Below are 12,155 nucleotides of genomic sequence, written 5' to 3'. Positions count from 1 at the left end.
TCGACACGCTCGGTGACGACGGGCGGGTCGGTGACGGGCGAAGCGGCCGGCACGGCGCGCGGGCGGACCAGCACGGGCTCAGCGCCGGGCGGCGGCGCGACGCAGCCGGTCCGCCAGGCCACGGTCACGTACCTCGACGCGGGACTGACCGACGAAGACGTCCATGATTCCGGACCGGGCGTCGCGCAGGTGCACGACGATCGTCTCGTCGGGGCCGGCCGCCGCACCCTTGTCGCCGTCACCGGCCAGGGACAGCCCCGGCACCGCGAGCGCGGCGGCGCCGAGGGTGGCACTGGCCGCGGCGGTGATCGTCTGCCGGCGGGTCAGTTTCGGCAAACGCCGCTTACGCTTCTCAGTGATCATGGTCGACCTTTCCGGCGGCGGCGCGCAGGCGCCGGCGATGACGGACGGGGGTCACGACAGACCACGCCGGGGCCCCCTGAGGGGTGCCGGCGGCGGTCCTCGCCGTGCCGCCGCCGGCATCGACAGGTACGTCCCTCGGCGGGCGAAGGTTCGACCCTAGGCCGCGATGTGACCGTACGCAGTCGTCCGCCTACGCGCCGGTCGGCCCGCTGCCGCCGCGATCGCGCGCAACTGCTCCTCGGTACGCGCCGACCCGTTGCCGGATCCGGCCATCCGCGAGATCGTCTCCTCCATCAGCGTGCCGCCCAGGTCGTTGCAGCCACTGCGCAGCAGCTCCGCCGTACCGGCGTCGCCGAGCTTCACCCAGGAGCACTGGATGTTGTCGATCCGGCCGTGCAAGAGCACCCGCGCCATCGCGTGCACCACCCGGTTCTCCCGCCACGTCGGCCCGGGCCGGGCGATGCCGGCGAGGTAGATCGGGGCGTTGGTGTGCACGAACGGCAGCGCCACGAACTCGGTGAACCCGCCGGTGCGGTCCTGCACCCCGGCCAGCACCCGGAAGTGGGCCAACCAGTGCGCGGGATGGTCGACGTGGCCGTACATCATCGTCGAGCTGGACCGGATGCCCAGCTCGTGGGCCGTGCTGACCACCTCGACCCAGGCGGCGGCCGGCAACTTGCCCTTGGTGAGCACCCAGCGCACCTCGTCGTCGAGGATCTCCGCCGCGGTGCCCGGGATGGTGTCGAGTCCCGCCTCGCGCAGCCCGGCCAGCCACTCCCGCACCGACACGCCGGCCTTGGCGGCGGCGGTGACGATCTCCATCGGGGAGAAGGCGTGCACGTGCATCTCCGGCACCCGGGCCTTGATCGCCCGGACCAGGTCGGCGTAGATCGTCACCGGCAGTTTCGGGTCGATGCCGCCCTGGAGGCAGACCTCGCCGGCGCCGGCTTGCCACGCCTCCTGCGCCCGGTCCGCGACCTGCTCCACCGAGAGCCGGTACGCGTCGGCGTCCCGTTCCCGCTGGGCGAAGGCGCAGAACCGGCAGCCCACGTAGCAGACGTTCGAGAAGTTGATGTTGCGATTGACCACGTAGGTCACATCGTCACCGACGGCGGAGCGACGCAGTTCGTCGGCGGTGCGGCACAGCTCGTCCAGGGCCGCTCCGTCCGCGCCGAACAGCGCCAGCGCGGCCTCGGTGTGCCGGGGCTCCAGCAGCGCCGCCGGGTCGTCCGCGGCCAACCGCAGCCCGGCCCGCAGGTCGGCGTCGCCGGAGCCGGCGGTGGCCTGCCTCCCGACCCCGGGCCCCGGACCGTCTTCGCCGCCCGCTCGCGCCGGCGGCACAGCCGCCTTCGCGGCGACCTCCGCCCAGTCGCCGTAGACGTGGTCGAAGTCGCCCCGCCGGTCGTCCGTACGCCCCGCGGTGTCGATCGTGGCGTGCAGGTCGGTCCGCCCACCGAAGGTCTCGTCGGGCTCCTGCCACGGCCGTCCCACCGGACGGGCCGCCTCGACCGCCAACCCGGTCGCCGGATCGGCGAGCGCCGTCACGTGCGGCAGCAGTCGTGCGTCCAGCCACGGCTCGCCGGCCTGGACATACTCCGGGTAGACGGTCAACCGCTCCCGGAGAACGAAGCCGGCCGCCGCGGTACGTGCCGCCAGTTCGTCGAGCTGCGGCCAGGGACGCTCCGGGTTGACGTGGTCCGGGGTCACCGGTGAGACACCGCCCCAGTCGTCGATACCGGCCCGCAGCAGCAGGTCGTACTCGCCGGCGATCAGGTTCGGTGGCGCCTGCACGCGGGCCTTTGGGCCCAGCAGCACCCGGGCCACCGCCACGGTGGCCGCGAGGTCGTGCAGCTCGGCGTCGGGCATCCCGCGCATCGCCGTGTCCGGCTTGGCCCGGAAGTTCTGCACGATCACCTCCTGGAGGTGGCCGTACTCGCGCTGGGCACGCCGGATCGCGAAGATGGCGTCGGCCCGCTCGGCGAGCGTCTCGCCGATACCGATCAGGATGCCTGTGGTGAACGGGACGCCTACCCGTCCGGCGTCGTCGAGCACCCGCAACCGCACCGCCGGTTCCTTGTCCGGGGAGCCGTAGTGCGGGCCACCGGGCTCGGACCACAGCCGGGTGGCCGTGGTTTCCAGCATCATCCCCATGCTCGGCGCGACCGGCTTGAGCCGTTGCAGCTCCGCCCAGGAGAGCACGCCCGGGTTCAGGTGCGGCAGCAGGCCGGTCTCCTCCAGCACCGCCACGGCGCAGGCCCGCAGGTAGTCCAGGGTGGACCCGTAGCCCCGTTCGTCGAGCCACTGCCGGGCGGCCGGCCAGCGCTCCTCCGGCCGGTCACCGAGGGTGAACAGAGCTTCCTTGCAGCCCTGCTCGGCGCCGGCCCGGGCGATGGCCAGCACCTCGTCGCGGTCGAGGAAGGCCGCCGGCAGCCGGTGCGGCACCGTGGCGAAGGTGCAGTAGTGGCAGCGGTCCCGGCAGAGCCGGGTCAGCGGAATGAAGACCTTCTTCGAGTACGTCACCACGCCGGGCCGCCCGGCGTCCCGCAGACCCGCGTCGCGGATCCCACCGGCGATGCCGAGCAGTTCCTCCAGGGCCGCGCCCCGGGCGGTCAGCAGGGTCGACGCCTCGTCGACGTCGAGCGCCCGCCCGGTGGCAGCGCGGCGCAGCGCCCGTCGTACGCCCCCGTCACCCGGCCCGCGCTCGCTCTGATCAACCATCCGCTCAGCCTATGCGCTGCGGTCCGGTCCGGCCCCCGCCCGTGGGCAACCGCACTGGCCTTGACGACCCCTGCTCAGCCCGGCTGGTCGCCCGGGTCGATCCGCTGGGTGCGGTCGGCCTCCGCGTCACCGGACCGGCGCACCGACGGGTCGGCGTCGCCCGGTCGGGGGATCGCCTGGGTCGGCTCGGCGCTCTGGTGCGGGATCGCCTGGGTCGGCTCGGCACCCTGACGCGGAGTGGTCCCGGCCGGGTCGCCCTGGCGCGGGATGCTCTGGGTCGGGTCGGCCGAGGCCGGCTGCCCGAACGGCGGTGCGGCCGGCGAGGACGGCGCCGCCGACTGCGGTGGTACCGCCGGCTGGCCGTGCGGCGGCCAGGTGTGCGGGGACTCGGGCGGCCCCCCGGCGGAAGGTGACTGACCCGCGAGTGGCCAACCCGGCTGGCCGCCCTGGTGGCCCTGACCGCCCTGGTAGCTCTGGCCGCCCTGGGTCGGGCCGCCCGTCGGGTAGCCGCCGGGCTGGCCGACGCCGGGCTGGTTCGGCTGGCCCCCGCCCGGGTGACCGGCACCGGGGTAGCCAGCCGGATAGCCGGTGGCGGGACGGTCAGCACCCCAGCCGCCCGGCTGGCCGGGGGGCGTCCAGCCGCCCTGCTGGCCGGGCTGGCCACCGAACTGACCCGGGCCACCCGGCTGCGGCCAGCCCTGCTGCGGCGTGCCGTACAGGCCGGGCTCGGGCTTGGGCCGAGGCACGTGGTAGAGCCGCTGCCACACACTCCAGACCAGATAGGCCGCCACCGCGAACAGCGCCACCCAGGCGACCCGGGTGAGCAGGCCGGTCATGGCATCGAACAGCTGCGCCTCGGCCAGCCGGCCGACCACCCAGATCAGCAGGGTCAGACCGCCGAGTACGGCACTGACCGCGTACTCGATCAACGCCACCTGCGTGATCAGTTTCGCCCGTCCGACGGTCGGCGCCAGATGCGTGGCCAGCAGTACCGCCAGCACCGGCAGGACGACCGCCTCGATGCCGATGAAGGCGAAGAACGAACTGGCGGCACGCCCGGTCACCGTGCTGTAGGCGCCCTGCGGGGTCAGCAGCCGGATCAGCCCCACGAAGAGGAAGACGGCGTTCGCGCCCAGGAGCACGAGGGCGACGAGTTCACGCAGCGGCCCGGTCACCTGTCGGGCCGGGGTCGGGTCGGTGGGCGGGGGCTCGGCGGGGCTGGTCACGAACTCTCCCTGGGGCGAAAGCGGACAGATGCCGACGTGAGCCTAGTCTCCCGGGGCACCTGGCTGCCGCAGGCGTCACGTAGGCGAGGATGGGCTGATGCGCATCGTGGTTCTGACCGGCGGAATCGGCGGTGCCCGGTTCCTGCTCGGGGTGCGGGCGTACGCCCGCGAGGTGGGCGCCGAGGTGACCGCGGTGGTCAACGTCGGCGATGACCTACGGCTGCACGGGCTCCGGATCTGCCCGGACCTGGACAGTGTGCTGTACACCCTCGGCGGCGGTGCCGACCCGCAACGGGGCTGGGGGCGCGTCGACGAGAGCTGGACCGTCAAGGACGAGCTGGCGGCGTACGGCGCCGAGCCGAGCTGGTTCGGGCTGGGTGACCGGGACATCGCCACCCACCTGGTCCGCACCACAATGCTGGACGCCGGCTATCCGCTGCACCAGGTCACCGCGGCGCTGGCGACCCGCTGGCAGCCCGGCGTACGCCTGCTGCCCGCGACCGACGACCGCCTGGAGACGCACGCGATCGTCAGCGGCCAGGCTGACCCGGTCGCGGACGGTGCCGACGCCGTGAGCGCGCCGGACCCCGCTGCCGCCGACGGTGGTCAGCGGGCGATCCACTTCCAGGAGTGGTGGGTGCGGTACCGGGCACAGATCCGGACCCACCGGTTCGTCTTCGTCGGGGCGGAGTCGGCGAAGCCGGCACCGGGCGTCACGGAGGCGATCGCCGGTGCCGACGTGGTGCTCGTGGCACCGAGCAACCCGGTGGTCAGCATCGCACCGATCCTGGCCGTACCGGGGCTGCGCGAGGCGGTGACGGACGGTCCCGCCCCGGTGGTGGGCGTTTCGCCGATCATCGGCGGCGCGCCGGTACGCGGCATGGCCGACCGCTGCCTGGCGGTCGTCGGCGTGGAGTGCACAGCAGCCGGGGTCGGCGGGCTGTACGGCGGCCGGGCCACCGGTGGTCTGCTCGACGGCTGGTTGGTGGCCGAGGAGGACGCCGGAACGGTGGTGCCGGACGTGACGGTACGTGCGGTGCCGTTGCGGATGACCGACGAGGCGGCGACGGCGGCGATGGTCCGCGCCGCGGTGGAGTTGACGTGAAACTGGAGATCCTGCCGGTGCCCGGCATCGGGCACGTGACCGAGGGTGACGACCTGGCGGTCCTGATCGGGACCGCGGCACCCTGGCTGCGCGACGGGGACGTGCTGGTGGTGACCAGCAAGATCATCTCTAAGTCCGAGGGGCGGCTGGTCGATGTGCCAGCCGACGGCCCGGATCGGCAGGCCGTCCGGGACGAGGTGCTGGCGGCGGAGACGGTACGGGTGGTCGCCGCGCGCGGCCCGACCCGGATCGTGCAGACCCGCCACGGCTTCGTGATGGCCTCCGCCGGTATCGACGCCTCAAACGTCGACAAGACCCGGCTGGTGCTGCTGCCGGAGGATCCGGACGCCTCAGCCCGCGCGCTACGTGCCGGTCTGCGCGACCGGTACGGCGTGGACGTGGCGGTCGTCGTCAGCGACACCATGGGTCGCCCCTGGCGGAACGGGCTGACCGACGTGGCCCTCGGCGTCGCCGGAATGGACGCCATCCGCGACCACCGGGGCGAGGTCGACCCCTACGGCAACGAGCTGGTGCTGACCCAGATGGCGGTGATCGACGAGTTGGCCGGGGCCGGCGAGCTGATCAAGGGCAAGTGCGACCAGATGCCGGTCGCGGTGATCCGTGGCTACCTGACGCCGCCGCTGTCGGGTGACGGCGAGGGTGCCCGGGTCCTGGTCCGGGACGCCTCGATGGATCTGTTCTCGCTCGGCACCGCCGAGGCGACGGCCGCCGGGTTGGCGGCTGCCGCCACCCTGCCGGACCACCCGGGCGAGGTCGCACCCGACCCGGCCGCCGTCGACCGGGCGATCTCCTCGGTCGCCGGTGTGATCGCGCCCGGCACGGTCTTCACCCAGGTCACCGACGAAGGCGTACGCGGTGCGCTGGTCGCCATCGTGCCGGGCTGGCCGGCCCGCGCCACCGGTCTGGTGCTCTGCTCCCCACCCACCCCGGTGGGCCCGGTCCAACTGGTCCGGTTCGGCACGGACGTGCAGCGCCTGCGCACCGCCCTCGCGGCAGCGGGCGTCCCCTCCCAACTTCTTCCCCCACCCAGCGGCACCACCGCCGCCGCCACCCTCGCCCTCTGACTCACCCTCCCGCGCCTGGGACGTCAGGGGTTGAGGACGGCGCGGCCGAGGGAAGTGAGGGTGTGCAGGACCGTGTTGCGGTCACGGTGGCTGACCAGTAGCCCCGCGTTCCGCAGCACTGTGGTGTGCTGGCTGGCCGCGGCCGCCGAGATGCGCAACCGGCGCGCCAGCTCGCCTGTGGTGCAGCCGTCGTCGCTGGCGGCCAGGACCGCCGCGCGGGTGCGGCCGAGCAGCGCGGCCAACGACTCCCGGCCGGTATCGCCCGCCCCGGGCACCTCCCCGGTCAGCCCACCCAGCTTGTCGACCGGGTAGACGAGCACCGGCGGTAGTTCCGGGTCGAGCAGCGCGACCGGCGTGTTCGCGCAGAAGAACGACGGCACCAGCAGCAACCCTCGTCCCTGAAGGTGCAGTTCCCGGCTCCGCGGGTAGGCGGGGATCTCCAGCACGCCCGACTCCCAGCGCAGGCCCGGCCGCAGCGTGGTCAGCAGCCCTTCGATGCCGCCGTCGAGCATGGCCCGGGCGCGGCGGGCGCGATCGGCCTCCACCGCACCCTGGACCCGCGTCCAGTAGGGGCCGAGGGCGAGTTCCCGGTAGCGTCCCATCGTCTCCGTCAGCCGGGTCAGCGCCTCCGGCTCACCCCGGGCGAGGGCGGCGACACCGACGGGCAGGTTCCGGTTGTTGTTGGCGAGCAGCGTCAGATCGCGTTGCAGCAGGGTGACCGGGGTACGCCGCAGCGCTTCCATCCCGGCCTCGAACCCGTGCACGCTCTCGTAGGGGGTGAGGAAATCGGGAAAGTAGCCGCGGGGCGGGCTCAATGTGGACAGCAGCCGCAGCGCGTCGGCGTCCACCTCGCGGCGCAGCCCTCGCGAGACCTCGCGGCGCCAGCCGGCCAGCAACGGGTCCCGGCTGCGTCCGGGCAACAGGTGCAGGCTCAGCACCATTTCCCAGACCGGATCAGCCGCCGGAGCCACCCGGGTCCGGAGGATGTCCTCGCCGGAGAAATGAATCTTCAGCATGGGCACACTCCCGTCGCCCGGCTGGGGGGGCACCCGGCGACCTTCGAACTCTACCCGGCCCCGTCGGCCTCGGTCAGTTAAGCCTCAGCTAAAAGACCTCGACGCCCGTCACGTGAATCCGCCATGCTTCCCGTGCCACAGGGGGCGACCCACGTCGAACGTGTCCGCCCCACTGGGTGCCCGAGAACGGGCGGCACCATACGAGGGTCTGCGGCTCAGATTCCGCAGGGGGTGCCGCCCGATCTCCCTGGCCCAGATTCGGCACCCCCCCGCAGCTCCGGCACACCGCACCGGCGTACCCACCAGCACCCGTACGCTGGCCCGGACGAAAGGAGCGGCAGTTGTCGACGCCCCGAATGGTGCACGAATCCCCGCGCGGCGACGCGGACGGCTGGCCAGCGCTGCACGCCGACGCGGTGGCGGTACTCACCGACTGGACGCCGACCAGCCCGGACGCGGCGAAGGCCCGCGACCGTACCCTCGGCCTGCTCGACGCCGGGCCGATCGCGATGAGCCGCGAGCACCGGGCCGGCCACATCACCGCCAGCGCGTTGGTGTTCGACGCGACCGGCACCCAGGTGTTGCTCTGCCTGCACGGAAAGTTCCACAAGTGGGTGCAGTTGGGCGGGCACTGCGAGCCGGGCGACCGGACGCTGGCCGGCGCGGCGTTGCGGGAGGCCACCGAGGAATCCGGCATCACCGGGCTACGGATCGATCCGACGCCGATCGACGTGGACGTGCACCCGGTGGCCTGCCAGGGCGGGTCGCTGCACCACGACGTCCGCTTCGCCCTCTTCGCCCCGGCCGGTGCTGCGGAACGAGTGAGCGTGGAGTCGGAGGCGCTCGGCTGGTTCTCACCGGAGCGCCTACCGCATCCGCTGGCCGGCGGCACGGCCCGGCTCGTCACACCGGGCCTGGCAGCCTTCAGACGAGCTTGTCCTCACCCCGTCTCTTGAGCTCGTCCACGATCGACTTCACGTCCTGAGCGCGGTCGCGCGGGCAGACAAGCAACGCGTCCACGGTGTCGACAACGATCAGGTCCCGCACGCCGACGGCGGCCACCAGCCGACCGGCCTGGGGCACCACCACCATGCCGCTGCTGTCGCGCAGCAGCACCTCGGTCTTGGCGTCGCCCGCGAGCACCACGTTGCCGTCGCTGTCCGCCGGCAGAACCTCGCCGAGGGTGTGGAAGTCACCCACGTCGTTCCACCGGAAGTCACCGGGTACGGTCGCCACCCGGCCGGCCGCGGCCGCGCCCTCCATCACCGCGTAGTCCACCGAGATCTTCGTCAGCGTGGGCCAGACCGCACCGAGCACGTCGTCCTGTTCGTCGGAGCCCCACGCCGCCGCGATCGCGGTGACCCCGGCGTGCAGGTCGGGCTGCTGACGTGCCAACTCGGCGAGGAACGCCGACACCCGCCAGACGAACATGCCGGCGTTCCAGAGGTAGTGGCCAGACCGCAGGTACGTCTCGGCCACGTCCGCGCTCGGCTTCTCCTTGAACTCGACCACCGGGCGCATCGGGCCGCCGCCGACGGGCTCGCCGGTCCGCAGGTATCCGTAGCCGGTCTCCGGCCGGGTCGGGGTGATCCCGACCGTCATCAGCAGCCCCTGCTCCGCACCCCGGACCGCCTCCCGGACGGTGTCCACCCACCGCTGCGGGTCGCCGATCAGGTGGTCGGCGGCGAACGAGCCCATGACAGCGTCCGGATCGCGTACGGCGATCACCGCCGCGGCCAGCGCGATAGCGGCGCAGGAGTCCCGTGGCGACGGTTCGACCAGGATGTTCTCCTCCGGCAGACCGGTGAGCTGGCGGGCCACGGCCGCGGCGTGCGCGGCCCCGGTGACCACCATCGTGCGTTCGGGGGTGGTCAGCGGCCCCAACCGCTCGACCGTCGCCTGGAGCAGGGACGCGGACGTGCCGGTGAACGGGTGGAGGAACTTGGGATGGCCGGCGCGGGACAGCGGCCACAACCTTGTGCCACTGCCACCGGCCGGAATGACGACATAGATCACCAGGACATCATGCCCGAACCGCCCGGACCGGGCGGCTCGGTTGCCGGCGTCAGGCCCGTGCCCTGGTCCATGCCGCGATGTGCACCTCGGCGCTGGACCCCCAGGTGAACTCCTTCGCCCGGTCGAAGCCCGCCTTGGCCAGCGACAACCGACGTGGCTCGTCGTCGAGCAGCGCGGCCAGGTCGGCGGCGATCTGGTCGGGGTCCTCGCTGGTGTACGCCACCGCGTCGCCGCCGACCTCGGGCAGCGAGAGCCGGGGGGTGGTGAGCACCGGGGCGGCGCACGCCATCGCCTCCAGGATGGGCAACCCGAACCCCTCACCGTAGGAGGGGTACGCGGCCACGAGAGCCCCGCCGAGGAAGCCGGGCAGGTCGCCGTAGCGCAGGTAGCCCGGACGCAGCAACCGCAGGTGGGAGGGCACCTCGGCCACCGCGCGGTCGATGTCGTCGTCGTGCCCCTGCCCGCCGGCCACCACCAGTGCGGGCGGGTCCTGCCGGTCGGTGACCGCCCGGGCCCAGCCACGGATCAGGTTCGGCACGTTCTTGCGGGGCTCCTTGGCCCCGAGGAACGCGACGTAGCTGCTGCCGCCGAGACCCAGGCGAGCACGGACCCGGGCCTTCTCCTCGTCGCCCGGCGCGTGGAAGGCGTCGTGGTCCACGCCGTGGTAAGCCACGTCGATCCGGGTCGGGTCGGCGTCCAGCAGCCGGATCAGCTCGTCGCGGGTGGCCTTGCTGGGCACGATCACCCGGTCCGCGCGCCGCAGCGAGGTCTTGATGGCGCTGCGGAAGAACGTGCGGCGGGACTTGTCGTAGTGCTCCGGCTCGGTGAAGAACGTCGCGTCGTGCACCGTCACGGTGACCGGACAGCCGGCCCGCAGCGGGCAGGTGTAGAAGGGCGAGTGCAGAACCTCGGCACCGACCTGTTGGGCGAGCAGAGGCAGGCCGGTCTGCTCCCAGGCGAGCCGGGCCGGCCGGTGTGCGACCGCGGCGGGCGCCGGGATGATCTCCGCGCCGGGCAGCATCCGGCGGTAACGCTCCAGATCGGTGCGGAGGCTGACCACCACCAGGTCCACCGCCGATCCGCACACCTTGCCGAGGGCACCGAGCAGACCGTCGACGTATCTACCGACGCCGCCGCGATCGGCGGGAACACTCGTGGCGTCGATGAGCACGCGGGGCGGGCGACCGGCGGTCACGGGGCGACTCCTTGCGGTGGCGGGACTGTGGGGAACAACACTCCGGCAAGCCTACGCCGGAGCCGGGCACGGACGCTGACTGCGACCCGACGGTACGCCGACTTGTCGCTGTCATCGAGTACGGCCGCCGGGCGCGTATCGTTCGCGCCGATGGCCGACAACATTGCCCGGGTGTTCGCCGATGCGATCGCGACCGACCCGAACCGCCCGCTGCTCACCTGGTACGACGACGCGACCGGCGAACGCACCGAGCTTTCCGGCGCGACGCTGGCGAACTGGGTGGCCAAGACGGCCAACCTGCTCGTCGACGAACTGGCCCTGGGGCCGGGCGGCACCGCGGCGGTGCTGCTACCGCCGCACTGGCAGAGCGCCGCCGTGCTGCTCGGCTGCTGGTCGGCGGGGTTGGCGGTCCGGCCAGCCGGGTTGACGCTCGCCGAGCGCCCAGGCGAGGTGGACGTGCTCTTCGCCACCGCCGACCGCGCCGCCGAGGCCGACGTCTGGTCGGCGGGCGACCGGTACGCGCTGGCACTGCACCCGTTCGCGCTACCGCTGCGTGAGGTACCGGCGGGCTTCGCCGACTATGTGACCGAGGTACGCGCTCACGGCGACCACTTCACTGCGTACCCGCCGGGCGGTCCCGACCACACCGCGCTGCGCGCCCGGGCCACCGCCCGCGCCACCGAGCTCGGCATCTCCCCAGGCGACCGGCTCCTGGTGGATGTCGACCGGCACCCGGACCCACTCGACTGGCTGCTGGCCCCGCTCAGCGCGGGCGCCACCCTGGTGCTCTGCGCCCATCCGGACCCGGCCCGCCTGGCCGACCGGCAGTCGACGGAGCGGACCACCCGCACCCTCGGCTGAACCGCCCGCCAGTCCGCTCACCAAGCCGCCGCCACCCGACGACAGCCACCGTCACCGCCGTCGCCGTGACCGCCACCGTTGCCGCCACCGTTGCCGCCACCGCCCGACGACCGTCACCGCCGTGACCGCCGTCGCCGTCGCCGTCGCCGCCAGGGTCACCGTGGCCGTGGCCGTGGCCGTGACCGCGACCTCGACCGCGACCGCGACCGCGACCGCGACCGCGACCGTCATCATTGTCGCCGCCACCGTCACGTTGTCACCGTCACCGTCACCGTCACCGTCAGCAATGACTACCCAACGTTGCCATGTCGGCCAGGACCAACCCACCTACCCCCACCCTTTGCTCTGCTTCAACCGACGCACAACCGGCTGAGCTGGGGCGATGCGACCCGCGCGCGAGGCAGTCGGGAGCGCCGAGGCTGCGGAGAGTAACTGTTGCGTGGGTTGAAGCAGAGCAAAGGGTGAGGGGGTACGGGTTGGCTGCCGACGACAGCACGTTCAGTGACGCAGGGCCGCGGGGATGGCCGGGTGCTGGACCCCGGCCATGCCGTCCCGGGCCGTGCGGAACCG

The 12,155-nt window shown here is 73.1% G+C and carries 11 protein-coding genes; 4 read left to right on the top strand and 7 right to left on the bottom strand.

Features of this window, described 5'->3' with window-relative positions:
- Positions 1 to 78: 78 nt before the first annotated feature.
- The 3 genes from AB0I71_RS18165 to AB0I71_RS18155 all read right to left on the bottom strand — a co-directional run bounded on the left by AB0I71_RS18165 (position 79) and on the right by AB0I71_RS18155 (position 4,307).
- Entirely contained in the window at positions 79 to 363 is a 285-nt protein-coding gene (locus tag AB0I71_RS18165) for a hypothetical protein (RefSeq protein ID WP_357585985.1), read from the bottom strand.
- A 156-nt stretch (positions 364 to 519) separates the two neighbouring features.
- Positions 520 to 3,081 (bottom strand): bifunctional FO biosynthesis protein CofGH, encoded by a 2,562-nt coding sequence (locus tag AB0I71_RS18160; protein WP_357585983.1) that lies wholly within the window; start codon positions 3,079 to 3,081, stop codon positions 520 to 522.
- Between the two features lie 74 nt (positions 3,082 to 3,155).
- Complete coding sequence (locus AB0I71_RS18155) at positions 3,156 to 4,307, bottom strand: hypothetical protein (RefSeq protein WP_357585981.1); 1,152 nt, start codon at positions 4,305 to 4,307, stop codon at positions 3,156 to 3,158.
- Positions 4,308 to 4,404: 97 nt separating this feature from the next.
- Here AB0I71_RS18155 and cofD point away from each other — a divergent pair, with 97 nt between their 5' ends.
- Both cofD and AB0I71_RS18145 read left to right on the top strand, forming a co-directional pair.
- The gene (cofD, locus tag AB0I71_RS18150) at positions 4,405 to 5,412 is read left to right on the top strand and encodes a 2-phospho-L-lactate transferase (RefSeq protein ID WP_357585979.1); all 1,008 of its coding nucleotides are present in this window, start codon (positions 4,405 to 4,407) and stop codon (positions 5,410 to 5,412) included.
- Positions 5,409 to 6,497: a coenzyme F420-0:L-glutamate ligase gene (locus AB0I71_RS18145; RefSeq protein WP_357585976.1), complete on the top strand. Its 1,089-nt coding sequence runs from the start codon at positions 5,409 to 5,411 to the stop codon at positions 6,495 to 6,497. The genes cofD and AB0I71_RS18145 overlap by 4 nt, the downstream gene beginning before the upstream one ends.
- 23 nt (positions 6,498 to 6,520) lie before the next feature.
- Here the strand turns inward: AB0I71_RS18145 and AB0I71_RS18140 are convergent, their stop codons facing one another.
- Complete coding sequence (locus AB0I71_RS18140; RefSeq protein ID WP_357585974.1) at positions 6,521 to 7,513, bottom strand: winged helix-turn-helix domain-containing protein; 993 nt, start codon at positions 7,511 to 7,513, stop codon at positions 6,521 to 6,523.
- A gap of 356 nt (positions 7,514 to 7,869) precedes the next feature.
- On the opposite strand from AB0I71_RS18140, the gene AB0I71_RS18135 reads away from it, so the two are divergent.
- Positions 7,870 to 8,469: an NUDIX domain-containing protein gene (locus tag AB0I71_RS18135; RefSeq protein ID WP_357586217.1), complete on the top strand. Its 600-nt coding sequence runs from the start codon at positions 7,870 to 7,872 to the stop codon at positions 8,467 to 8,469.
- On the opposite strand, the gene AB0I71_RS18130 is transcribed toward AB0I71_RS18135, so the two are convergent.
- Both AB0I71_RS18130 and AB0I71_RS18125 read right to left on the bottom strand, forming a co-directional pair.
- Positions 8,438 to 9,529, bottom strand: a complete 1,092-nt coding sequence (locus tag AB0I71_RS18130; RefSeq protein WP_357585972.1) for a sugar phosphate nucleotidyltransferase — start codon at positions 9,527 to 9,529, stop codon at positions 8,438 to 8,440. The genes AB0I71_RS18135 and AB0I71_RS18130 overlap by 32 nt on opposite strands.
- A 49-nt stretch (positions 9,530 to 9,578) precedes the next feature.
- Positions 9,579 to 10,724, bottom strand: coding sequence for a glycosyltransferase family 1 protein (locus AB0I71_RS18125; protein WP_357585970.1), 1,146 nt, complete (start codon positions 10,722 to 10,724; stop codon positions 9,579 to 9,581).
- A 150-nt stretch (positions 10,725 to 10,874) separates the two neighbouring features.
- Here AB0I71_RS18125 and AB0I71_RS18120 point away from each other — a divergent pair, with 150 nt between their 5' ends.
- The gene (locus AB0I71_RS18120; RefSeq protein WP_357585968.1) at positions 10,875 to 11,585 is read left to right on the top strand and encodes a TIGR03089 family protein; all 711 of its coding nucleotides are present in this window, start codon (positions 10,875 to 10,877) and stop codon (positions 11,583 to 11,585) included.
- 51 nt (positions 11,586 to 11,636) lie between these two features.
- Here AB0I71_RS18120 and AB0I71_RS18115 read toward each other — a convergent pair whose 3' ends face one another.
- On the bottom strand, positions 11,637 to 11,837 hold the full coding sequence (locus AB0I71_RS18115) for a hypothetical protein (protein ID WP_357585967.1): 201 nt from the start codon (positions 11,835 to 11,837) through the stop codon (positions 11,637 to 11,639).
- Positions 11,838 to 12,155 lie beyond the last annotated feature (318 nt).

Origin of the sequence: Micromonospora sp. NPDC049891, from assembly GCF_040660295.1 — a bacterium.
Lineage (GTDB): Bacteria > Actinomycetota > Actinomycetes > Mycobacteriales > Micromonosporaceae > Micromonospora.
Note: the sequence above shows the minus strand (reverse complement) of the source record. Positions and strands in the feature narration are given on the sequence as shown.